Source organism: Pseudoalteromonas sp. HL-AS2 (assembly GCF_031198805.1).
GTDB lineage: Bacteria > Pseudomonadota > Gammaproteobacteria > Enterobacterales > Alteromonadaceae > Pseudoalteromonas > Pseudoalteromonas nigrifaciens.
The window spans coordinates 475199-499431 of sequence record NZ_CP133572.1 but is presented as its reverse complement, the minus strand read 5'-3'; the positions used below and the strand labels follow the sequence as shown (position 1 = coordinate 499431).

General features: G+C 39.6%; 22 protein-coding genes and 2 pseudogenes. 13 read left to right on the top strand and 11 right to left on the bottom strand.

Annotated elements, in window-relative coordinates; translation table 11 throughout:
• The first annotated feature begins 2 nt into the window (after window positions 1-2).
• The 3 genes from RB215_RS17085 (at window position 3) to RB215_RS17075 (ending at window position 3202) form a co-directional block, all read left to right on the top strand.
• Window positions 3-1475 (top strand): carbon starvation protein A, encoded by a 1473-nt coding sequence (locus RB215_RS17085; RefSeq protein WP_011329843.1) that lies wholly within the window; start codon window positions 3-5, stop codon window positions 1473-1475.
• A 536-nt stretch (window positions 1476-2011) separates the two neighbouring features.
• Window positions 2012-2704, top strand: a complete 693-nt coding sequence (locus tag RB215_RS17080) for a cupin domain-containing protein (protein ID WP_011329844.1) — start codon at window positions 2012-2014, stop codon at window positions 2702-2704.
• A 117-nt stretch (window positions 2705-2821) separates the two neighbouring features.
• Entirely contained in the window at window positions 2822-3202 is a 381-nt protein-coding gene (locus RB215_RS17075) for an STAS/SEC14 domain-containing protein (RefSeq protein WP_309217239.1), read from the top strand.
• 49 nt (window positions 3203-3251) lie between these two features.
• Here RB215_RS17075 and RB215_RS17070 read toward each other — a convergent pair whose 3' ends face one another.
• Window positions 3252-4151, bottom strand: a complete 900-nt coding sequence (locus RB215_RS17070) for a LysR family transcriptional regulator (RefSeq protein ID WP_010553616.1) — start codon at window positions 4149-4151, stop codon at window positions 3252-3254.
• Window positions 4152-4248: 97 nt separating this feature from the next.
• Here RB215_RS17070 and RB215_RS17065 point away from each other — a divergent pair, with 97 nt between their 5' ends.
• Window positions 4249-5124, top strand: a complete 876-nt coding sequence (locus tag RB215_RS17065) for a DMT family transporter (protein WP_010553617.1) — start codon at window positions 4249-4251, stop codon at window positions 5122-5124.
• 82 nt (window positions 5125-5206) lie between these two features.
• On the opposite strand, the gene RB215_RS17060 is transcribed toward RB215_RS17065, so the two are convergent.
• Window positions 5207-6427: a Xaa-Pro peptidase family protein gene (locus RB215_RS17060; protein ID WP_011329847.1), complete on the bottom strand. Its 1221-nt coding sequence runs from the start codon at window positions 6425-6427 to the stop codon at window positions 5207-5209.
• A 189-nt stretch (window positions 6428-6616) separates the two neighbouring features.
• Here RB215_RS17060 and RB215_RS17055 point away from each other — a divergent pair, with 189 nt between their 5' ends.
• The gene (locus RB215_RS17055; RefSeq protein WP_033012968.1) at window positions 6617-7012 is read left to right on the top strand and encodes a hypothetical protein; all 396 of its coding nucleotides are present in this window, start codon (window positions 6617-6619) and stop codon (window positions 7010-7012) included.
• 678 nt (window positions 7013-7690) lie between these two features.
• Window positions 7691-9013 carry a carbohydrate porin gene (locus RB215_RS17050; protein ID WP_041454899.1) on the top strand — a complete coding sequence of 441 codons (1323 nt, stop codon included), beginning with the start codon at window positions 7691-7693 and terminating at the stop codon, window positions 9011-9013.
• A gap of 110 nt (window positions 9014-9123) precedes the next feature.
• On the opposite strand, the gene RB215_RS17045 is transcribed toward RB215_RS17050, so the two are convergent.
• Entirely contained in the window at window positions 9124-10026 is a 903-nt protein-coding gene (locus RB215_RS17045) for an AraC family transcriptional regulator (protein ID WP_309217470.1), read from the bottom strand.
• Window positions 10027-10211: 185 nt separating this feature from the next.
• Here RB215_RS17045 and RB215_RS17040 point away from each other — a divergent pair, with 185 nt between their 5' ends.
• The 3 genes from RB215_RS17040 to RB215_RS17030 all read left to right on the top strand — a co-directional run bounded on the left by RB215_RS17040 (window position 10212) and on the right by RB215_RS17030 (window position 13906).
• Window positions 10212-11732, top strand: coding sequence for an aldehyde dehydrogenase family protein (locus RB215_RS17040; RefSeq protein ID WP_011329851.1), 1521 nt, complete (start codon window positions 10212-10214; stop codon window positions 11730-11732).
• 490 nt (window positions 11733-12222) lie between these two features.
• Window positions 12223-12873, top strand: a complete 651-nt coding sequence (locus RB215_RS17035; RefSeq protein WP_309217238.1) for an AbiV family abortive infection protein — start codon at window positions 12223-12225, stop codon at window positions 12871-12873.
• Window positions 12874-12985: 112 nt separating this feature from the next.
• Entirely contained in the window at window positions 12986-13906 is a 921-nt protein-coding gene (locus RB215_RS17030) for a hypothetical protein (RefSeq protein WP_309217236.1), read from the top strand.
• Between the two features lie 32 nt (window positions 13907-13938).
• Here RB215_RS17030 and RB215_RS17025 read toward each other — a convergent pair.
• Window positions 13939-14139, bottom strand: a pseudogene (locus RB215_RS17025) (IS110 family transposase); the annotation flags it as partial.
• Window positions 14140-14239: 100 nt separating this feature from the next.
• Between RB215_RS17025 and RB215_RS17020 the strand changes: the two are divergent.
• The 4 genes from RB215_RS17020 to RB215_RS17005 all read left to right on the top strand — a co-directional run bounded on the left by RB215_RS17020 (window position 14240) and on the right by RB215_RS17005 (window position 17834).
• Window positions 14240-15214 carry a transposase gene (locus RB215_RS17020; RefSeq protein WP_309217235.1) on the top strand — a complete coding sequence of 325 codons (975 nt, stop codon included), beginning with the start codon at window positions 14240-14242 and terminating at the stop codon, window positions 15212-15214.
• A 624-nt stretch (window positions 15215-15838) separates the two neighbouring features.
• The gene (locus tag RB215_RS17015; protein WP_309217234.1) at window positions 15839-16363 is read left to right on the top strand and encodes a hypothetical protein; all 525 of its coding nucleotides are present in this window, start codon (window positions 15839-15841) and stop codon (window positions 16361-16363) included.
• A gap of 96 nt (window positions 16364-16459) precedes the next feature.
• Complete coding sequence (locus RB215_RS17010) at window positions 16460-17041, top strand: hypothetical protein (protein WP_011329854.1); 582 nt, start codon at window positions 16460-16462, stop codon at window positions 17039-17041.
• A gap of 85 nt (window positions 17042-17126) precedes the next feature.
• Window positions 17127-17834: a TOPRIM nucleotidyl transferase/hydrolase domain-containing protein gene (locus tag RB215_RS17005; protein ID WP_011329855.1), complete on the top strand. Its 708-nt coding sequence runs from the start codon at window positions 17127-17129 to the stop codon at window positions 17832-17834.
• Between the two features lie 28 nt (window positions 17835-17862).
• Here the strand turns inward: RB215_RS17005 and RB215_RS17875 are convergent.
• The 7 genes and pseudogenes from RB215_RS17875 to RB215_RS16975 all read right to left on the bottom strand — a co-directional run.
• Window positions 17863-18009 (bottom strand): annotated as a pseudogene (locus RB215_RS17875) (IS110 family transposase); the annotation flags it as partial.
• Window positions 18010-18243: 234 nt separating this feature from the next.
• Entirely contained in the window at window positions 18244-19035 is a 792-nt protein-coding gene (locus RB215_RS17000) for a sterol desaturase family protein (protein ID WP_309217232.1), read from the bottom strand.
• Window positions 19028-19672 carry a CDP-alcohol phosphatidyltransferase family protein gene (locus RB215_RS16995; RefSeq protein ID WP_309217231.1) on the bottom strand — a complete coding sequence of 215 codons (645 nt, stop codon included), beginning with the start codon at window positions 19670-19672 and terminating at the stop codon, window positions 19028-19030. The genes RB215_RS17000 and RB215_RS16995 overlap by 8 nt, the downstream gene beginning before the upstream one ends.
• A gap of 16 nt (window positions 19673-19688) precedes the next feature.
• The gene (locus RB215_RS16990) at window positions 19689-20327 is read right to left on the bottom strand and encodes an ATP-binding cassette domain-containing protein (RefSeq protein WP_208835075.1); all 639 of its coding nucleotides are present in this window, start codon (window positions 20325-20327) and stop codon (window positions 19689-19691) included.
• A 39-nt stretch (window positions 20328-20366) separates the two neighbouring features.
• Entirely contained in the window at window positions 20367-22121 is a 1755-nt protein-coding gene (locus RB215_RS16985; protein ID WP_309217230.1) for an ABC transporter permease subunit, read from the bottom strand.
• Window positions 22118-23416 carry an ABC transporter substrate-binding protein gene (locus tag RB215_RS16980; RefSeq protein WP_309217229.1) on the bottom strand — a complete coding sequence of 433 codons (1299 nt, stop codon included), beginning with the start codon at window positions 23414-23416 and terminating at the stop codon, window positions 22118-22120. The genes RB215_RS16985 and RB215_RS16980 overlap by 4 nt, the downstream gene beginning before the upstream one ends.
• Window positions 23403-24233: a DUF547 domain-containing protein gene (locus RB215_RS16975; protein ID WP_309217228.1), complete on the bottom strand. Its 831-nt coding sequence runs from the start codon at window positions 24231-24233 to the stop codon at window positions 23403-23405. The genes RB215_RS16980 and RB215_RS16975 overlap by 14 nt, the downstream gene beginning before the upstream one ends.

The window sequence follows — 24233 nt, the reverse complement described above, 5'->3', positions numbered from 1 at the left end:
TTATGATCATCTTTTTTATCTGCATCACAATTTTAATACTGGGTTATAAATTTTATAGTCCCTTTGTTGAAAAGCAAGCAGGTTTAGACTCAACGATTGAAACACCACAACAGCGCTTTAGCGAAGGTGTTGATTACGTGGCTATTCATCCTGTGCGTGCATTTTTAATTCAATTTTTAAACATCGCCGGTGTAGGTCCTATTTTTGGTCCTATTCTTGGTGCTTTATACGGGCCCGTTGCACTAGTTTGGATTGTACTAGGTAACGTGTTAGGTGGTGCTGTTCACGACTTCTTCTCAGGTGTTATGAGTATAAAAGAAGACGGGAAAAGCCTGCCAGAAATAGCCGGACATTACTACAACATTGTATTTAAAGGCTTTATGCTGATATTTACTGCCATGCTACTATTTTTTGTAGGCGTAGTATTTATTATGAGCCCTGCGGGCTTATTAAGTAACCTTGATTTTTTTGAAGGTACAATGCTGGCAAATAACACCTTTTGGGTGTTGGCTATTTTAGCGTATTACTTTTTAGCTACCTTGCTACCAATTGATAAAATTATTACTAAGTTTTACCCAATTTTTGGCGCTTTAATGATTGTAATGACAGTTGCTATTGCAGTTTCGTTATTAATTAACGCACCACACTTACCAGTTGCAGGTGACTTTTTAGCTTACTTTAGTGGCGATCATGCACATGATTTTTTAGAGCCCAACCCGGATGGATTACCAACATGGCCATTGTTATTTATAACAATTACCTGTGGCGCTATTAGTGGTTTTCACTCAACACAAGCACCTATTATTGCACGCTGTTTAACAAACGAAAAATATGTACGCCCAGTATATTACGGCGCCATGATGTGTGAAGGTATTGTTGGTTGTGTTTGGGCACTTGCTGGTATTGCAGCATTCCCAGAAGGTTATGCAGGTTTAAAAGCATTACTTGATCAAGGTGGCCCAGGTTTAGTAGTTAATCATATTGCTAATAGCTACTTAGGTGTATTTGGTGGTGTTATGGCTATTATTGCTGTAGCTGTATTCCCAATCACTTCAGGTGATACTGCGTTCCGTTCACTGCGTTTAACTGTAGTTGATGCGTTTAATATTCCACAAAGCTTACGTAACCGTTTATTAGTAGCGATTCCAATTTTAGCAATTGCTTACTTTATGACTAAGCTCGACTTCTCGCTTATTTGGCGCTACTTTGCGTTCTCAAACATGCTGCTTTCTACTAGCGTATTATGGCTGGCAACTAAATACTTGTTTGACCGCGGTGCATTCCATTGGATTGCCAGTATTCCTGCAGTAATTGCCACAGCAGTGACGCTTTCATACATTATGACAGCGGCAATTGGTCTTAACTTATCAAGTGATATGGGCAAACCAATTGGTGCAGTGGTAGCAGTGATTGGCTTTATTACACTTGCCATAGTGCACTCTAAGCACAAAGGTAGAGTAAAAGTTATTAATTAAAAAATGACTATAAATCATAAGTGTTAATTAAAAACGAGCAGTTAAACCTGCTCGTTTTTTTATGCCTAATAATAAAAGCTCCATCACACTTACGGCTAAATAACATTACTTAATTTAATGCTACTAGGGTCTGTTGAACTTTCAAGGTTAAATTTACAGCAGTGTGTTTGGTATTTAGGCAAGGCAGAGCCTATGTGGTGTGGTTATTCCCCATAAATAGGCGATAACGTAGCATCAATGCCAAACATGCGCTGCCCGAAGGGTTCTGCCTAGGGGCGATTAACTCTTTGTTGCCTACATGGATGTAGGTAAGGGGCGTGAGCAGGACGCGGAAGCTTTGCTCGGTTTTTACTTATTCTTACATGGATGTAAGCCAGTAGAATAACGCAGGAGCAGTTATCGAGCCCACTAGGTTACAAACCTCGCGCCGTGATTAAATCGCCCCTAGTTTGAACAAATTTTAATCCGCAAAGGTCAACAGACCCTAATATAACTGTTATTATTTGTTAATTGCTTTAACTGAGTTAGGAAAAAAAATGAAAATAGCCGCTGATTTTAGTAAGCGCGTTGTTGTACATAGTGAAAAACTAGAGTGGGTAGCCTCGCCAATGGCGGGAGTACATAGACGCCCTTTGGACAGAGTAGGCGATGAAGTTGCCCGCGCTACAAGCATAGTGCGCTATGCGCCTGGCAGTGAATTTTCGCCGCATATACATACAGGTGGTGAAGAGTTTTTAGTGCTCGATGGCGTATTTCAAGATGAGCACGGCGATTACCCTGTAGGTAGTTATATTCGCAATCCTCCCCAGTCAAAGCACAAACCGGGATCTCAGGGGGGCTGCGTAATATTTGTAAAATTGTGGCAGTTTCAACCACAAGATAGACAGCATGTGTGTTTACACACTAAAAAAATGCAAGGCGTTACGCACCCCCAGTTTAATAATGTTAGCGTAATTTCTTTATATAAAGATAACTTTGAAGAGGTAAGCTTACTGCACTTTAAACCTAACGCCGACATGGTTATAAATGCAAAGGATGGGGCTGAGCTGTTAGTACTTGAGGGGTTGCTTAACGAGCAAACAGATACCCTTATTAAAAATAGCTGGTTAAGAGTGCCTATTAATAGCACTGTTAATGCTAAAGCAGGAAGTACAGGCGCAACAGTCTGGCTTAAAACCGGTTATTTAACTGATGTAGCAAACCAAATCACTCGATTAAAAAATGCATAATTAACCACTTCAAATGAAGTAGCAAAATACCCGTTATAGCTGAGCTTTGAGTTGTATCAGTATGAGCGCTAAGCTATCACCTATACTCAAAGTACATTTATTGTAAGAGTACTTATTATGGTTGGTTTAACGCACGGTTTATCTATTGGCATTGAACGCTCAGGAAGTGAGTTTTTTTTAACGCTAAAAGCGGTAGGTACATTAACTCACAAAGATTATAAGATTATTACACCGATGATCGACTCAGCCCTAAGTAAAGTGGATCACCCTATAGTTAAAGTGCTGATAGATGGCTCACAATTAGAAGGTTGGGAAATTAGAGCCGCATGGGATGACTTAAAGCTTGGGTTAAAACACGGTAACAATTTTAAAAAAGTCGCGATTTACGGCAATAAAGAGTGGCAAGCAACCTTGGCCAAAGTAGCGGGCTGGTTTGTAGCAGGTAAAGTAGCCTACTTTGAAAACGCCACCACAGCCATTGAGTGGCTACAAGAGTAGTATTAATGTGTGGTAAGTATAAATAAAATAGCAGTAAAGTTATGTGTTTTTATTTTTTAACCTCGGCCCACTGGGCTTTTAGCCAGCGGCTTAGGGTAATAATATCGGTTTGTTTTGCTCGCGATTTTTTATATACAAAATAAAATTTACAGCCGGTTTCAACTCCATGCAGTGGCAACTTAACTAAGTGGTTATCGTGCTGTGAGGCAATAAAAAACGCATCAATAAGCGTAATACCTAAATTATAACGCGCAGCTTCTGCGGCCAGTATAACGTGACTAAAGTGATTAACTCTTACGTTTTTAGGTAGCTCAAAGCCGCCGCTTTTACACCATTGCTGCCAGTCATTGGTGCTACGTTGCTCTGACTCATCATACTGCACCGACAACAGCGGGTGCTTCCATAATTCATTGGGCAGCGATTGATTTTTTAATTGCTGCCACATGCCTTTGCCACAAGCAGGGTAAAGCTTTTCTGCAAATAAAAATAAGCTGACAAACTCACCTTTAGGTGGTGTTGTGGTAATAAAACAATCGGCAACACGGTCGCTAAAATCCGCCTCATCTACAATCATATTTAAAGTTAAGTCGATATCTGGCGAGTCATGTTTAAAGCTTTCTAATCGCGGTATTAACCACTTTACAGCTAATGAGCTATAAAGTGCTAAACGAATATGCCCAGGCTCGCCGTAACGTATTTTTTGTGTGGCAGAGGCTAAACTGGTTAATGAATGACTCACTTCTTGATAGTAACGATTGCCCGCGTCGGTTAACGAAAAGCTACGACCACTGCGGTTAAATAGCGGCTCGTTTAAATATTGCTCTAGTAATTTAACCTGATGGCTCACGGCACTTTGCGTCACATTTAGATGTTCTGCTGCTTTAGAAAAACTATTTAATCGCGCTACAGATTCAAAACACTGAACAGCACGTAATGGGGGTAATTTCATTATTAGTTAAACTCATACTAAAAGTATTTTAATCATTATACATAATTAAACGAATTGCTCTATGCTAGCGTTTTTAATTTGCGGGCACGGAGTAACAATGCAAAAAATATCGGTTGGCTTAGGCATGACATTACTTGTAGTGGGTAATATTATTGCGGTTTTTTCTGATGCTATAATCAAAACTTTACCAGCAGAAAGTCCCACGTTTCAGTTTGTATTTATGCGCCAACTTACCGCAGTATTAATTTTGCTCCCGTTTTGTTTGTCGGCGAATAAAAAACATTTATTTGCCGGTTTAAAATGGCATGCGGTACGCGGACATGTATGGTTATTTGGTATTATATTTATGGTGTTTGCGCTCAAAGCTTTACCGCTTGCAACCGCTAACGCTATTTTTTATGCAGCGCCTTTATTAATGCTGCCTTTAGCAGTAATGATATTTCGTGAACAGCTAACAAAAAGCAGCATAGCTGTGGCTGTTATTGGCTTTATAGGGGTACTTATTGTTATTCAGCCTACCGACATTAATTGGGCGGCTATATTTGCACTTGTAGTCGCAATTACACTGGCAATAAATAATGTACTAATACGAAAGTTACCTAAACATCATAGTATTATGCAAACTTTGTTACTTACCAATTTAGTAGGTATGCCTGTGGGATTAGGTTTGGCGCTGTGGGAAAACGAGCCATGGCATTGGGCTGCACTTATTACTGCGTTTGGCTCTACACTGTTTATTTTAATTTATGCGGGAATTTGCGTGTATGTTTATAGCAAAATCGAATCGAGCCAAGTTGCTAGCGCTGAATATAGTGGCTTAGTGGCGGCTGTCGTTGTTGGTTTATTTTGGTTTGGCGAAGTACCTACACTTGGCTTAATAATTGGCGCATCGTTAATTATTTTACCCTTAGTATGGTTGGCTAACGTACAAAAAAACAAACAGCGATTGGTTAAACGTCAACTCACAAAATAAACTACTGCGCGTGGTGTGTACTGCGCAGTAGTAAATAGTCGTTTAAGCCAAATAAACAAATATAAGTTAATTAGAGCTTATATTACTTTTGTAAACCAAACGGGTCGTCAATACTGTGGCTAGGCTCGGTAAACCATTTTGCACCACTGTCGGTCATATAAAAATGATCTTCTAAGCGCACCCCAAATTCATCCGGTATAACCAGCATTGGCTCGTTACTAAAACACATGCCAGCGGCTAGTGGCGTTTTATTACCGCCTACCAAATAAGGCCATTCGTGAATATCTAAACCAATGCCGTGGCCTGTACGGTGCGGGCAACCAGGTGTTTGATAATCAGGGCCTAAACCTTGCTCAGCTAAGTAGCTGCGCGCAGCTGTATCTACGTCTTCACATGGCACGCCAATTTTTGCTGCATTGAAAGCTGCAATTTGTGCTGCTTTTTCATTATTCCAAAATTGACGTTGGCGATCAGTTGCTTCACCAAACACATAAGTGCGGGTAATATCAGATAAGTAATCATGTACTTTACAGCCAGTATCAATAAGTACCATGTCGCCTTTTTTAAGGATTTGCGGATCTTTTACCCCATGCGGAAATGACGTTGCAAGCCCAAATAACACGATACAAAAGTAGTTACCCGGCGCGCCTACTTTTTGATGCGCTAGCTTTATAAACTCTTCAACTTCAGTGGTACTAATACCCTCGTGCAGCATGCTTGCCGTAGCTTGGTGAACCACTAAGGTCATATCCATAGCGCGTTGCATTAACGCCAGCTCATTGGCTGATTTGTGCATTCTACAATGTGCTGTAACAGGTTGAGCATTCACTAAATTTAAGCCCGTTTGCGCTTTATTAATACCATCAAAAATAAAGAACTGCGCGCTTTCGTCAATACCAATAGTGCCATTAGCCGCAATACCCATTTCCGTTAATATATTAACAAATAACTGATATGGGTTTTGATGCTCTTGCCAACCACGGATTGGCCCGTCAATTACTTTAAAACCATTGAGTGAGCCAATTTCAAAATAAGGAGCTATGTATTGCACTTCACCTTTAGCAGGCAAAATTGCGCCAACTAAACGCTCACTTGCATACCAACGCATACCGGTAAAATAGGCGAGGTTAGTACCTGCATTTAAATAAATGGCATCAATGCCATTGTTTTGCATATACGTTTGCGCTTTGGCTATACGAGATAAATATTCTGCCGGTTGAATAGGGGTTAAATCGCTGGTCATATTGCTTAAGCTAGCGAGTGCTTGTTCTTTGGTTTGGGTGCCAATACCAATTGTGGTCATAATGATCTCCTCTTTTATGCGGCTATTGTGCTTGTGCGGCAGGTTAACTGCAAGTTGCTTGCGGTAAAACTTTGTAATCTGAGCATGTATTTAATAAAGCCAATGCGCTATATTAATCTAAGTGCTAGGCAGTTTGATTGCTGCGTATGTTGTTTAGTAAACTATAAAAATAAAAACAAAGGTGGGTGTATGGCTCTGTTGTGGTTGGGGGTTTTATTTATAATAATTGGCACTTTGCCATTTGTACGCTGGTTAAAATGTAAAGTAAGTAAACGCCACTGGCGGGTTTGTGTTGTAGAACAAATAACTGCCGTGGCAAATAATCAAATAACAGCACCCGAAATGTTGCATCAGCCAACTATGCTAGTGAGTTTTCGTTTTGATGGGCAGGTGCACAGTGTATTAGTGGAATATCGTGAAAAAATGTTTACCCGTTTTAAACAAGGTAAAACCTGCACACTGTTAGTTGACAAAAATAACCCGCAGCAGGTTTATAATAACGCAATACTTTGGCAAAGCTACGGATTAGTATGGTTATTAGCCGGTATTAGTTTATGTGCTTTTAGTTATTTTAGTTTGATTTAGCTTGATTTAAATCCCCTCGTTATCCCTTAATAGCGTTTAAGTGCAGCGCTTTTGAGGGAGCTTACCATGCGTTTTATACTCTGTTTACTCTTCTTTTATTTCATCCTAACACTCGTTTTACAGCTACCAGATTAATTTTACAGTTGCGCAGATAATCAAAAAACTCGTCATTAGTTAAATTACATCATGATTGTTTTTTACACTAAAGTGTAATCTCATGTTTTGTTTGTTGCTTAGGTGTTTTTGTTTTGTATCTTATTGTTAATAAGTAGCTTGTGTTTATACTAAAGTCTTATACTATCGCTGTTTGCTATATTGAATAACCCCCAGTGGTTGGATAAAATCCTTTTCAAATTGGTTATTACTGATCACAGCTCATTTACTACAAGTTATCGTAGCTGATCATTATTAGCGCCAAAATAGTTAGCTTAAAGTTAACAGCTATATGCCTTTAATTTTTACTGACACAAAGTTAACTAAAAACTCTACCTTTAAAAGTAACTAATTTCGTATTTGTAGCTAGCAACCAGCACTGCTTAGCTAAATTACGGCTGCATTTTAATTAAATAGCGCTGCAAATACATTTAATGTAACCTCACAACGACTATGGTAAACATGAAATATAACAAACGAATTAAACCCTCTTTATCACTACTTTCAATATTATGCGCAGCTACAATGAGTGTTCACGCAGCAGAGCGCCCCGCTGGTTTATCGGATGAAGATATTGCATACGTTAAACAGTTAATTAATAATGAAATGCAAGCGCAGGATGACGCTAAAGCTAAGCAAGAATTGGATAATGGGTTTGAATTTAATGGGTATTTTCGCTCAGGTACAAACACCATTATAGGGAGTGGCAGTAAAAATAATGGCTCTTGTTATTCACTAAACTACCCTAAAAATGATGGGGTTTATTATCGCTTAGGTAACGAATGCAGAGACTACAGCGAGTTTCAGCTGACTAAAAAACAGCAGCTAAATGGGGTTAATTTTAAAGCCGTATTTATGATGGACTTTGCCGGGGATTCAAGAGATCCAACCGCAACGGAGGAGTGGTCTAGACGCTCAAGGCAGCTTTATGTAGAAACTGATAACTTACTTGATAATGGTACGCTATGGATTGGCCGCAGATATTATTACGATAAGGCAGTTGGTAGCGTACATATATTAGATTACAAACATATGCAAAGCTCGGGTAACGGCGTGGGTGTGTCCGACATTACGGTAAATGAAACCGATAAGCTGCATCTTGCTGCCATCACTTATGGTGGCGAGGGCGAACTTACAGGTAACAAAGCCACTGCAGATACTAACTATCAAAACTTTATGGCCGACGTACGCTATGAAATGGATGTAGGCGATGCGGGTAAAGTGGTATTTGCACTGCAAAACTTATTTGTAAATGATGCAATTGATGAAGCAGGGCTTACCGATGGCAGAACGTTTACAGTGCAATGGCAAAAGCAGTTAGGCAATGTTGATCAAAAAACAGTGATTCAATATGGTACCGGCGCCATGGCGCAAAACCCAGGCGCTGCCGGTACTGATGGCGGAAGCTTTGATTATGCGGCAGATAGCAGCTCAAGTGGCTTTCGTATTTTTAATAATGGCTTAGTTGATATTACCGAAAAATTTAAACTAGATTACATGGTAATGTACGAAAAATCATCTGATTACCACACCCTAAAAAGTGTTGGTGTGCGCCCGCATTATTCAATATCGCCGCATTGGAGTGTGCTTGGTGAAGTGGGTTATAACGCTTATCAAACTAAAACAAACGGCATTGAAAATGATGAGCAAACACTCATGAAATATGCGCTAGCATTACAAGCAACAGCCGACTCTACCGAATATTGGTCGCGTCCATCGTTACGCTTTTACCTAAGTAACTTTGATTGGAACAAGGCTGCTGGGCAAGAGTCTGGGTTAAGTGTTGCAGGCAAAGAGGGCGACGAAAGTGCCTTAGTTGCAGGCGCTCAGGTTGAAATTTGGTTTTAATACGCAGTATTAATGCGCCATAAAAAATACAATAAAATAAGTTTCGTAGGCGCATTTAGTGCCTACGAAACGTTAATTAACCTCGCTATAAAATTAATCTAAACCATCACTTAATGGTTTTTCTTGGCAATGTTTGCTGGTGGTACGCCATAGGCTTGTTTAAATAATCGGCTAAAATGGCTAGGGCAATTAAAACCCAGCTCATAACACGCTTGGCTAACCGTGCGCCCCTGTAACAATTTACTATAGGCTTTTTTAAGCCTAAGTTGCTGCTGCCACAGTGCTGGGCTAGTACCAAACGCCAACTTAAATTGTTGATAAAACTTGCTGCGACTCATGCAGGCAATTTTACACAGCCTCTCTATATCCAATGCCTCATTTAAGTGCTCTTCTATGTATTGCAAAGCATTATTTACCGGTGTTTTAAGCTGCGGATTATTGCCGTGTTTTAGCAATAAATCTCGACTTTGCTGCTGTAGCAAACGGGTAATAAGCTCGTTTAACGATAAGTCGATTAAATAACCTCGCTGCTCGTCGGGCTCACTAAATAAATGCACCATACGCGCTAAAAGTTGTTGGGTTTGGCTATTATGTTGGCTATGTACCAGCTGCGGTGTATAGGCAAATAAGTCATCGCTGGCAAAGCGTTGCTCAATATTGAGTGCATTAGCCACCTGCGTTATTTTATCTGTACTTATTTCTATGGCAAGGCAGGTGGTAGGCGCGCTTAAAGATGCTTGTTCAAAGTCAATTAACACCCCTTGCTCTGGTGCTAACACAAAGGATTCGTGAGGTAAAAATGCCTTATGATATTGGCAGCTCTCTACATGCATTACCTTTTTACCACTAAGCATGGCGCAAAAAAGTAATTCTTTTGAATGCAAAGCTACTTTTTGCGCATTTTGATAAGTATCGTAAATACTTAGCTCGCTATTATCGGCAGCAAAGGTCACTTTATTTTCAATTAGCACCTTTAATTGCTGACGTTGCTTATTTAATTGCGGAGTATGCATTTTAATCCCTTTTAAATCTGGACTCATAGACAACTTTTGTGGACAGCAATACATGCTTTTAAGTGTTTGATAGTCTAATGTCAATCAATGCTGATTAATTATAAAACAGCACTTGATTAAATATAAAGCAAAAAGACTTATTTAATAGCTCGACTTTTAGCTAATAACAACAAGAGAGTGTCACTATGATTTATGCAAATCCAGGCGAAAAAGATGCACTAATTACCTTTAAAGCGCAATACGAAAACTACATTGGTGGAGAATGGGTAAAGCCAGTAAACGGCCAGTACTTTGAAAATATTAGCCCTGTTAACGGCAAAGTGTTTTGCAAAGTAGCGCGCTCCGACAAAGACGACATTGAGCTTGCGCTCGACAAAGCCCATGCAGTAAAAGCGCAGTGGGGCACTACATCGGTTACCGATCGTAGTAACGTATTACTAAAAATAGCCGACCGTATTGAACAAAACTTAGAGTTACTTGCAGTTGCCGAAACGTGGGACAACGGCAAAGCAATTCGCGAAACACTCGCGGCCGATATTCCACTAGCCGCCGATCACTTTCGTTATTTTGCAGGTTGCCTGCGCTCACAAGAGGGCGGTATTAGTGAAATTGATGAAACTACCGTTGCCTATCATTTTAATGAACCATTAGGCGTCGTCGGGCAAATAATTCCGTGGAACTTCCCAATACTAATGGCAGCGTGGAAGCTAGCCCCAGCCTTAGCTGCGGGCAACTGTGTAATACTAAAACCGGCAGAGCAAACCCCTGCCTCTATTTTAGTGTTAATGGAAGTGATTGGCGACTTACTGCCAGCAGGCGTACTCAACGTAGTTAATGGCTTTGGAAAAGAAGCAGGTGAAGCTTTGGCTACCAACACCCGCATTGCTAAAATCGCCTTTACGGGGTCTACCCCAGTGGGTTCACATATTTTAAAATGCGCCGCCGAAAATATTATTCCGTCAACGGTAGAGCTAGGTGGTAAGTCACCCAATATTTTCTTTAGCGATGTAATGGACAAAGACGACGCTTTTTTATCTAAAGCAATAGAGGGCGCAATACTGGCCTACTTTAACCAAGGTGAAGTATGTACTTGCCCATCGCGACTATTTATTCAAGAAGATATTTACGAGCAATTTATTGAACGCATTTTACAGCGTACAGCACAAATTAAACGCGGTAACCCGCTAGATACCGAAACCATGGTAGGTGCGCAGGCGTCTAAAGCGCAATTTGATAAAATATTAAGCTACATCGAAATTGGTAAAAAAGAAGGCGCCGAAGTACTTACCGGTGGTAACGTAGAGCAGTTAAGTGATGATCTTAACGGCGGATATTACATTCAGCCTACGCTATTAAAAGGCACCAACGACATGCGGGTATTCCAAGAAGAGATTTTTGGCCCGGTTATTTCAATGTCGACCTTTAAAGACGAAGCCGAAGCGTTGGCACTTGCCAATAGCTCTGAATTTGGTTTAGGCGCCGGTGTATGGAGCCGCAACATGAACCAAGCGTATCGTATGGGGCGTAAAATTGAGGCAGGCCGTGTATGGACTAACTGCTACCACATGTATCCGGCCCACGCCGCGTTTGGCGGCTATAAAAAATCAGGCATTGGTCGCGAAAACCACAAACTCGCACTGGGTCACTACCAACAAACTAAAAACCTATTAGTAAGCTACAGCGAAGATCCGCTCGGCTTCTTTTAATTTTAAGTACAAAGTTAAAATAAACAACCGTTAAGTAATAAGCGCTGCATATTTGCAGCGCTTTTTTGTACATTGGTTTAATGAATTTAAAACGACTCAACCGCGTTATCGCTCCTAGCACTAGGATAGTGCGTACCATGAAATTACATAAAAGTTGTAACCCATACCCATTGAAGGTAAGCATCAATCGTGTTTTTGCACACTTTTCATTATATGTGTTCTTTTTTCCGTGTTAAAAAAGGGTGTTTCATACAAGCTAAATTTTATAATTAATAACTGTATAAATTTGCAATAGTTGCGGCTTTGTCGGATAACATTATTAAAAGTCGTTTTGGGGCATTTTAACAAAGGCAATTTTATAACACACGTAATTACTTGTTTACATTAGAGTTGTTTGATGGAATTATTGAGCAATGTAATATACGCCGTTTTGGGGTGTTATAAACCCCCATAGTGGTGTTCAATAAGCTGTTAGCTGTACAAGGAAAGTATGAAGCAGGGTCTGAGTGAGTACAAATTTAAGAAAATCGCATCTGAAGCATTGAAAAACTCAATTAGGCTTCATAAAGATTCGATTCTGTTATATAAAAACTCTTCGTATCCTTCAGCGTTTCAATTGTCTATTTTAGCTATGGAGGAGTTAGCAAAAGCTAAATGGGTTGAACACTACTATACCTCTTCTATTTATAACGATGGTTTTCCTGACGAAAAATTTGAACAAGATTGGCTTAAGTTATTATATTTTCATCCAGAGAAGCAATTTGCTTTTGTTGGAAGGGAAATTACTGATTATTCTCCTAAATTCGTTGAAAAAATAAGAAGCAAAGAGTTAGAACAACAAAAACAGCAAGCGACATATGTTGGCTTATCTCGTAAAAAAAGAGCAATAGATGTAGATAGTCGTATTTCAATACCTGAAAAACAAATATCTCAAAATTCCGCAAAACAAATGATTTCACTTATAAATCATGAGCTAATGCAAATCCATAATGTTTGTGAACAATCAGATGGATATTTCGATATTTGGGAAATGAATTTGATTATCAATGAAGATGAACACCCGATACTATTTAGGTGGCCATACAAAAGTGGTTTAAAATCTAAAAAGTGGAACAAGGTAAATCGTGCAAAGTACAGCTAACAAGCTGTTAAACAAGGACAAAAAATAGTTGGCTTTTGCTCCTGCGTCGCTTATTTTAACCAACTATTTTATTGCCTGTTAACAGGTCGTTATATTTCTTCAAGGAGGATTCGTGTCATCTTTAAGTAAAGCTTTAAGTCTTGAAACAGGTGAGTCGTTAACTGCCGAAGAAGCGTCCCGTTTATTTATACAGAGGACTATTTCAGATAAACGAAAATTTATATGTATTGATGAAAAATGCTCTGCATTAATTACTTGTGCGAACATGGATAAGCCACTAGGGCAAAGAAAAGTAGATCCATATTTTAGAACTGTTGAAGAGCACTCTTCAGAATGTCAGATATATAAGACAGAATATCAAAATTCTGTTGATCTTGGTTCGGAAAGTGAAACGACCGAACAAGAAAAAGATAAGCATGAACCTGATACTTTATTTATATCTCGCCCTAATAACCATTTTGTAGAAAAGCGCGCTACACCAAATCATGAAGGCATTGAAATTGTAACTCGTAAAAATAGTAATCAAATAGGAAAAGAAGTTAATCTTTCAGGTTCAAATTTTTATCATATAGGGCATGTAATAAGTCGATACCATACATATAAATCGGAAAGTCTTTTATACAAAAGGTATCTATCATCAGAAGAAAAATTAAGAACTTATGGTGAGTTATTTAAACACTTAAAATTTCAAAGTTTTACTGATTACTCTGAGGTTCCAACTAATAAAAGTATTTACTGGGGCACTATATTAAAAATTTTTAAATTAAAAAATGGCGACATAAAAATAGATCTTATTGACAAAGCTAAATTTAAAACGGCTCCCGTGTATATTTCAATTTTCATCAAAAAAAATGACTATGAAACATATAGATTTAAGCGACCAATTAAACAGAGTATTGATAACCTTATTAATAAATTTGGTAGCTGTTATAAAATATACGTGTACTGTGCTCCACATTTAGAAATAAAAGATAAGGTCTTTATTAACTTTAGGCCTAGTAGTCTTGATTTATTGGAAATTACAGAAATATAACAACACGCCCTGAGGTGGACGACTAGTAAAATTTAGCTATTAATTGCAAATTTTAAAAGTGGTGAGCCTCTGCGTTTTAATGCTGCTAAATACGTCGATTCATCGTAGGGTGTATTCGTTTTCCAACACCTAAATACAATCCTTATCCATTTAAATGCCAGTGATCTAATAATGCAGTTGTGCGGCTTACCCTTGGCTTTTTGTTGCTCATAATACGCTTTAGCCCAAAATGAATAACGAATAGTAACGTTAAACAGACACCCACCCTAATATTTGCAATATCAGCATGATTAACTAAGCTCTGTGTAGTACGATAATTAAGCAGGGTGTCACATGGCTATCGCAAGAAAACGTCAGGTAAGTTTGGTCGATACAAAATACTACCACTGTATTTCGCGCTGTGTACGCCGTGCATTTTTATGCGGCGTAGATCACTTTACTAATCAATCGTATGAACATCGCAGAGGGTGGGTTGAAAGCAAATTACTTGCCCTCGCTAACGTATTTTGTATCGATGTGTGCGCGTATGCAGTAATGAGTAATCACACCCACTTAGTACTCTATGTTGATGATAAAAAAGCCAAGCGACTAACCGATAAAGCCATTATTCAGCGGTGGCACAGGCTTTGTAAAGGCACTGTACTCACCAACAAATACCTACAAGGTGAAGAGCTAAGTAAAATTGAATGGCTACTGTTAAATGAAACAATCAGTGAATACCGAGAACGCTTAGCTAATATCAGTTGGTTTATGCGCTTATTAAATGAAGACATTGCGTGCAGAGCTAATAAAGAAGATAACTGTACCGGCCGCTTTTGGGAGGGACGCTTTAAATCACAAGCCCTTTTAGATGAAGCCGCATTAATCGCCTGTATGGCATATGTTGATTTAAACCCAATAAGAGCAAAGGCAGCAACAACACCAGAAACATCAGAGCATACCAGCGTAAAAATACGCATTGAAAGTGCCACTGCAGGTAAGCAACCGGAGCAACTCCTGCGCTTTTCAGGTAAACCAAAAAAGCAAATGGCAAAAGGATTACCGTTTGAGCTTAAATCTTACCTTGAACTAGTAGAATTAACCGGGCGTTGTATACGCGAAGGTAAAGCGGGCTATATCGAAAGCAGCACTTTACCCCTGTTACAAAGAGTAAACATTACCCCCGAAAACTGGCTAAAACTCACCACGCAATTTAGTCGCGTATTTCATGGTGCAGTAGGTCGCCCAGCGTCACACGAAGGATACTGCGAACACCTAAACAGAAAGCGGCGCGCAAACGTTAGTAACTGCGAAAAGCTACTGGCTTAAAGTTTTACTTCAAAAACTCTCCGTAATTCCCCCTCACTGTGAAAGCAGAGTATTTCGCATGCCTAAAAATGAGTAATAAGTAGGTAAATACAGCGTTATTTGAATAAGTCGAAGTATCTTCAATATTTAGGACACTTTAAGCCAAACGATATTTACCTTAGTAGAAGTTAAAGCGATTAATAATTAGAATGGGTGTCATGTTATTTTCCACTCACTGTGAAAGCAGAGTATTTCGCATGCCTAAAAATGAGTAATAAGTAGGTAAATACAGCGTTATTTGAATAAGTCGAAGTATCTTCAATATTTAGGACACTTTAAGCCAAACGATATTTACCTTAGTAGAAGTTAAAGCGATTAATAATTAGAATGGGTGTCATGTTATTTTCCAGCTAAATTTTATAATTAATAACTGTATAAATTGGCAGTGGTTGCGGCTTTGTCGGATAACATTATTAAAAGTCGTTCTGAGGTATTTAAACAAGGGCAATTATATAACACACGTAATTACCTGTTTACATTAGAGTTGTTTGATGGAACTATTAAGCTATGTAATATACGCCGTTTTTTGGGGGGGTATAACCCCCCATAGTGGTGTTCAATAAGCTGTTAAACGGCAAGGGATTTATGTCTGATCAAAGTTTAGAAGTGTGGAAAAGTTGGAAACAAGCCCAGCAAAAATATGATTACTTTGTTATTGGCTTAGCTGCTAGCTTATTTGCTTATCTGGGAGCTAATTATATGCCTGAGGCAATCTCAATATCACAAAATAGCTTTGAATTATTAGCATTAACTTCATTGTTTTTGTCTGTTGCCAGTGGATTGATCCGATTAGAAAATGATTTGTCTTTGCAGGCAACTAAAATTGAGCAATTGAATGCGCAAAAAGTACTGAATACACTAAATACAGCTGCTAGTTATTCTGGACAAATTATGAATGTAGATGCAGGCAAGGAAATGACAAAGGAAGAGCTTGCTAAAAAACAAAAAATACTAAGGGAGTTCGTTTCCAAATCAGACAATGGGCTTAAAATAGTATCTACTCGTATCGTTTGGCAATTTAGGGTTAGAAATTACAGTTTGTTTTTTGGTTTTTTATTTTTGGTTATATCTAAACTAATTGGTTTAATTGTCGTATCACAAGCCGTTTAACAAGTTGCTTAAACGGACACAAACAGCTGGCTGTGCTCGTACCTCACTATTATAGCCAGCCATTTTTAGCCGCTTAGCAAAGCGTTAGTTACCATCATGAATCGAACTCATTTAGCACTTGTATTCACATTAGGAATATTCTTTTTGCCCATCATATTCTTAATTTGGGACGAAAATGTTGATCCTCCTTTTATTTCAAATTCAATATATGACTTCTTGGTATATAAGCTAATCCCAGTATTGGCAGGCATATTAAGTATTATATTCTTTGCCTTCTCGTATAGGAAATATAAAAGCTGTAGTCACTATCAACAACAAATGAAACATCAATTTGAAGACCAAGGTAAATTTCGCTCAACGTTAGGTATGATTTTTTTACCTGTTTTAGTATATGGTTGGATTTGGGCTGCTATCGGTGCTCCAATCAAATTATGGGCTTATTATTCTGTGAATGAATATTGGTCAAAAGAGTACCATTTAAGTAAGGTTGAGAGTTGTGGTAGTGATTATGAATATGAGTGTACTCGCCTCACTTTTTTAGACTTAGATAGCAATAATAAACACTCTGTTAGATGGTACTATGATAAATCATCATTGATGAAAGTTAGAAATAAAAATATAAATGTCATCGGTGAACAAGGTTATTTCGGTTATATTATCAATGGACTGGAGTGGTAACTAACAACACGCCCTGAGGTGGACGACTAGTAAAATTCAGCCATTTTATTGCCTCTGAATGAGGCGTTATATTTTTAGGTGAAGTATGTCAGATTTCGAAAGAATTCAATATGGTGTAATTCAAGACCAACTTTGTGAAGAGATGCGATGGGATGCAGCAAGTAGAGAGTCAGCACTGGAACAGTGCATATATTTATTTGTTGAAGGAGAAAGTGAAGAAGGCGCTTTTAGGATTTTGTTGGAAGAAGGTTTAGGGATTAACTTTTCTGACTACGGTGTCGTTATCGCTAATTACAATGGTATAGGTAATTTAAAGCATGTAATCAGAATAATGAACCAAACATTGAGCCACGATCGCCCAATGATTTTTACTTTTGACGATGACGACCCATCTAAAGTTCCAGCAAAAAACACTTTGCCAAGTAACGTTCATTTGTTCAAAGTTCCTTGTACACCGACAGTTACTTTATCAAATGGGTTACAAGGCGGTTCCTTTGAAGAGTCTTTTAAGTCTTGTGACTTTATTGATGCATGTTTTGAAACGAACTTTTTAAAAGCTAACCCTCAGATTTTCAAACAAAGCTTTATTAATGTATTCGACAAAACTAAGCCGTTTTATGCTCAGATTGTAAAATTCTTAAAGGCTCAAGGGTTGTCGATATATACTTTATCTAAGCCTGAAATAGCGGAGAATATGGCAGTGTCCTGTACTCCGGAACCAGATACATATGTAAAACTGGCAGATTTAATTCAACAAATACGAACTCAAAATCCAGTAAAAGTAAAAATATAACAACACGCCCTGAGATGGACAGCAAGCACTAAAGCTCACTTTCCATCGCAAATTTTAACAGCGGTGATCCCTTACTTTTCAATGCGATTAAGTAAGTTGATTCATCGTAGGGCGTATGTGTTTTCCAGCACCTAAATAGTATTCTTATACACTTAAATGCTAATGATCTGATGATGGTATTATGGGGTTTTCTTTAGGTTTCTTGCTGCCGATAATAAGCTTTTCCCAAAACGAATAACAAATAGTAAAGCCTGCCCATTCTACAAATGTTTGCCTTAAAAATTTAGAAATTAAACAGACACCCTTAAAGTTTTCACCTGGCGTATTCATAGAGTATTTTATTTATACCAACCTACATCAAAAGGCTTTTAAGTAGATTGGCATTGTGTAAAGTGCAATATAGTTGTTTTTACTTGTTTTTAAACGGCATGATGAGTAACCCCCACAGCGAGGCATTTTGCTTTGCACTTGGGTATTCAACCAAGCCTATATCTATTTCTGCGTCGACTTTTTTTGCCTCACTTTTATAGCTACCAAAAAGTTTGTCCCACCAAATTACACTAAAACCATAGTTTGAGTTTGTTTCACTCACTACTTTACTATGGTGAATGCGGTGCAGTATTTGCGTCATTAATATAAGGCGTAGTGGCTTTTCAATGGCGTTTGGTAGGCGTATGTTTGCATGGTTAAACAAGGCGAGTCCATTTAACGCGATTTCAAATATAAGTACGGCAATGGCGGGTACGCCAAGTGCAGTAACTGCAATGAGTTTTATAACTATGCTAAGCACAATTTCGATGGGGTGAAAGCGCAGGCCGGTACTGGTATCTACGTGCGCATCGGCGTGGTGCACGCGGTGCAAGCGCCATAATAGTGGCACTTTATGAAACAATCTATGCTGCCAATAAATGAGTATATCGAGCAGTATAAGGCTTAGCACTATGGTTACTATGCTAGGTATGGCTAGTTGGTTAAATAAGCCAATGCTATGCGCTTGATTATAAAGTGCTACTGCGGTTAAACCAATTGGCACGGCTAAGCGCGCAATCACAGATGAAGCAAACACTAAGCCAAAATTTGCAAACCAGCGAGTGCTGCTTTTAATGGGCGATTGCCTTGCGGGCTGTCGCCATTCAAGCAGCATCATTATGACTAAAATGCTAAAAAAGCAACCGAGTCGCCACCAAACTTCGTTAGTCATTATTATTTATAACCTCATTGGCTTCTTGCTGTTTAAGTGTGTGGTAGCCGCCATGTATACGGGTAAATATGGTAATGGCACAGGCAAAAGCAAATATGCCAGCGAGGAGGGCAAAGTGCTGCGGCCAAATACAAAAGGCTATAAATAGCGCTATTGTTTCTGTGCCTTCGGTTAAACCATTTAAGTAGTAAAAGCTTTTGTATTTAAATTGTGGTTTTTCGAGTTTAAACTTTTCAGCGGCTATGGCAAAGGCTAAAAAGCTTGAACCCGTGCCAATAAATGCAGCGAGTAATATAGCGCCTGCAATGGCGTTTTGTTCGGGGTTTGCCAAAATAAAGCCAAGCGGAATGGCCGCGTAAAATAAAAAGTCGAGTGTAATATCTAAAAAGCCGCCGGCGCTTGAGCTTAAATTAGCATGGCGTGCTAGTGCGCCGTCAAGCCCATCTAAAATGCGATTGAAAGCAATGGCAGCTAATGCGCCGTACCACATTTCAAAAGCAAGTAATGGCACAGCGAGCAAGCCAATTAAAAAGCCAAATACTGTTAGCTGATCGGGTGTTATACCGCGTTTATGTATCAGCATTACCACAGGCTTTAACAGTGGTTTTATTACAGGGGTGATAAATTTATCTAACATAGGGTGCCTTGTGCGCTTAAAGTACAGTATTTAAGGTAAAAAGTTTACCGTTTGCAGCGTCGTAATCGCTATGATCGTGCGTTACCATAATGGCAGGCAGTTTATGTTGGCGTATTTGGCTAAACACCAGTTCACGTGTATCAACGCGCAGTTGCGTGTCGAGCTTACTAAAAGGCTCATCGAGTAAAATAGCTTTTGGCTCACTTAATAACAGTCGTAATAGCGCAACGCGTGCTTGTTGGCCGCCGGACAAGCTATCGGGATGGCGATTGGCCATTCCTTTTAAACCAACTTGCTCAAGTGCGTGTGCTATTTTTTCAATGCGTTGTTTTTTGTCCCCTTTGGGCATAGCAAAAGCAATATTACCCGCCACACTTAAGTGCGAAAACAATAAAGCGTCTTGATACAGTACGCCAATATGGCGTAAATGCGTGGGTAAATCATTTATATTTTTACCATTAAGCCACACCTCTCCAGTGGCTTTAAAGCCACTGGGTAAAGTACCTGTAAGCCAATTTAATAAGCTTGATTTACCACTGCCCGATGGGCCCATAATTGTTAGGATTTCACCGCCATTAACTTGCTCGTTTAAGCTAAGTAGTCGCTCATTTTGGCGATAAAGCTGACAATTTTTAATCTGTAAAGATGACTGCATTAAAAAACCTTTAACTCAATACTGTTTAATATAGGTACTTTACACTCGTGCACTTTTAAAAAAGTACTTAGGTAAAACCCATGCCAGTATAAATCCAATAAGCGGGAGTGCCATTTGCATAATAGCGTATACGGCACTGGTGCGCCTACTTGCGCCATTTGCCAGGGTAACGGCTTCGGTTGTTATGGTGGCTATACGCCCGCCACCGGCTAAAAGAGTTGGTAAGTATTGGCCAAAACTGATCGCTAACCCCAATGCGGCTGCAATTAAAATAGGTGCAAATAACTGCGGTAATTTCACCTTAAAAAACACTTTGCTAGGCGCTGCGCCCAAACTTGCTGCAACGCGCGCAAAGCGAGAGTCTAACCGCCTATAACTGCTCGCGAGTGACAAAAATACGTAAGGCAAAACAAACAGTAAATGGGTAAACACCACATTAAAAAACGCGGCTTGGTTATTTACCCATTGTTGTATCCATACTAGGCCAAACAAAAAGGCAATACTGGGTACTAATAGCGGTAAGTAAATAATTAAACTGGTAAAGCGAGAGATGGGTTTGTCGCTTAACTGCTCCGACTCTAAACACAATAAAGTAACCGTAATGGCAAATACCGTTGTTACTAAACCAATAGCTAGGGTATTAAAAAGCGGGTTGCTCATTTGCATTAATGCACTGTTAAAATGCAGTAGTGTAAATTGCTCAGGGAGTGCATCGGGAAAGCGCCAAAAGCCCGCAACCGACCACAAAATAAGGGCAATTAGCGAGAGTAAAATAAAACCAATCACTAAAGCAGTGAGTATTACCGTTAGCTTTTGCCAATAAAATCCGCCGTATTCGCGCACCCCGTTAGTGAGTGAATCGCTAAATAATACCTTTATCGCTTTTTCGCCGCTAAGCCAAAGCGCAAGTAACCCGCCCGTGAGTGCCAGTTGTAGCAAAGCACCGGCTGAGGCTTTAATACGTAAGTTTAAATCAACATCGTTAAACCAATGCATAATAGCTACCGCTAATGTTGGCGGTGTATTTGGGCCTAAAATAAGTGGCATTTCTACACTGGCGCTGGCATAAGCGAGCACAGCTAAAATAGGTAAACGCAGCAGTGGGTAAAGGCTAGGGAGTATTACTTTAAAAAAGGCGGTCATGGGGCAGTAACCCAAATTAAGCGCAACTTTATGTTGCTGGCGTAATTTTTTGCCAAGTTCAGGCTGCGCCAGTACGCCTAGTGCCATTAATAACAAAAATGGCAGTTCTTTAAGCGTTAACCCTAAAATTATACTAATGCCGAACGAGTCATGCGGAAATAGGCCGTTTGGTGCAAGTTCCCACCCGCTTAACCAAGGCGATATAATTCGTGAAATCATGCCTGAAGGGGCAATTAAAAAACCTACCGCAATAGCCGCTGCAGCGTGAGGTATAACTAAAATAGGGCTCAGTAAACGCTGAATGCGGTTAAGCCAAGGGCTGTTAAAAAAAGCGGCTAAAATCATCAAAGTAATAATAAAAGCAAGTAAGGTACTTATTAAACCTGTGCCAATACTTAGCATAGCCATATTTATTAGGCCGGGTGTTTGCCAAAGCATGGTAAAACCTTGCAAGCCAAATGTTGTTTGATCAAGTGCAGGGGCATAACCAAAGGCGGGTAGTAACACACTAATTAAGCCGCCAAGTACGGGTAAAATAAGTAAAACGAGTAAAAAGCGTGGGCTTAATTTTACTATTTTACTAAACATATCATGGCTTTTACGGGCGTGAGGCCCATGGCTTGTCGCCACTTTATTGCTAACAACACTCATTGGCTTACCCCATAGCGAGTTTGCCAGCCTTGCATTATGGCATTTACCCAGCTTGGGTGTGGCTCGCTCAATGTGCGCTTAATACTGTTAAAAGGCAGTGCGCTTGGGTGCGGTTTAGCTGTTTTAAACAAGGCTTGTTGCTCAGGCGTTAGCCTTGATTGAATAAGTACGCTTTTATCGCCCCATATATGCGCTTTTTGCTTTTGGGCTTGCGCCGCTGGGCTTAATAAAAAGTTAGCGACTAATTGCGCACTTTGCGGGTGGCTTGCATTGTAAGGAATAGCCACAAAGTGAGTATTACTTAAACTGCCATCAGCCATTGCATAGCTGCGAATGCTTTTTGGTAAATCGTAGCGTTTAACGGCTGCGGGCACTTCGGGTGCTGAAAAGGTAAAGGCAATACTTAGCTCGGTATCGTCTACTAAACGGCGCATTTGCGCGCCACTTTGCATAAAGTGAGTGCCACCACGCCAAAGCGTAGGGTGTAGCTTATTTAAAAAGTTCCACAATGGGGTTAATACTTGTGCTGTGTTGTTAGCGGTAGCCGCTTGGTTTAACTGCGCTTTAATATTTTCGCTGCTTTGTTGATGCAGTATTACTAAGGCGTATTTTAAAAAGCTCATCCCTAAAAAATCAGGCGGCTTTGGGTAGCTAAAGCGCCCCGGGTTTTGTGTGCTCCAGTTTAATAATTCGTTTAATGTAGTAGGGAGTTTATTGTTTGTTTGTTCATTTATTGCAAGGCTGTCGTAATAAAAGGTGAGCGATGCTTGCCCCCACGGTGCTTCCATACCGTTTGTGGGTATGCCAAAGTCAAAATTAACTGCAGGGTTATTAGCGGGATCTGTGTATGCAAAGTGTGGCAATTTATTTGCCCACTGTTTTAACAACAATGCGTGCTCGCTCATGGTGGCAAAGTTAGCGCCGTTTATCCATACCAGATCAACACTGCCTTGGTCATTATTATGTGCTGATTTTTCGGCCAACACACGGCTTACTGCTTCGCTGGTGTCGCTGAGCTTTACATGCACTAAGTTAATATTATATTTAGTTTTAACTTGCTGGGCAGCCCATTGAATATAGGCATTTATTTGCGCGTCGCCGCCCCAGGCATAAAAGTACACGCTTTGGTTATTACCAAGCGTTTCAATATTTTCCCAGCGAGTGAGTCGTTCTTTACTCATATTATGAGCGCTGTTATTAGCAAAAGTACTTAAGCTTGTTATTAAGCAAACGCAAAACGCGACACAGTAAACACTGTATCGCGTAGCTGTTTGCCAAAACTTACTGGCGTGCATTTAAATCCCAGCTGTAGTCTAAAAATTTTACTTTCATGTCATTATTTTTAAGCGCTTTTTGCTGAGCGGGTACTAGTTTAAGTGCATCGCTATATTGCAAAAAAAACTGCTGTAGCGTGTCTGCACCTCTAAAACCTTTTTCAAAGTCATCGCCGTACCATTTAAATATAGAGGAGATATTTAGCGTATTTTCCTGCGCAAAATTACGTGTTGTATCAGATAAAAAACGCACCGTTTGCTGTTGCAATTGGCTCTCTAGTTCAGTAGCTGTGAATGCCTCCCCGCGCAGCGCAGGGCAACCAATACTTGCACAATTTACAGCAAAATGAATGCGTGGATCGTTATATTTACCGCTGCCACGAATTAAACCGTGCTCTATGTCATCAAGGCTGCGAGTTTTACCCAGTAGTGGCACAAACGCTTTGCTCCATGGTGAGCTAAAAAAGCTGCCTAAATCTTTTATTGATTTAAGGTTTGGGTATTTAGTCAATATAAGTTCAACAGTCCACGCATTATAAGCATTGATTAAAAAAGCGAGTTGCTTAGGCTGTTCCCACGCGTCAAATTCGCTTTGCGTTACAGCACTTAACGAATCTAAATACGTTTTTAGCTGTGCATGCTCACGTTTTATGGCTGCGTAATCAACCTCTGTGCTGTGATTATGGTTAATTGCTACAACATGCTTATTTAGCAAGGCATTCCAGCTATCGTGCAGGTTATTAGTCGTGCTTTGCGCTTGGCTTGCAAGCGACGTTGCAAGCGCCGTCGCAAGTAATGTCGCACTTAATAATAAAGGCTTTAATGTTGTGTTAAACAT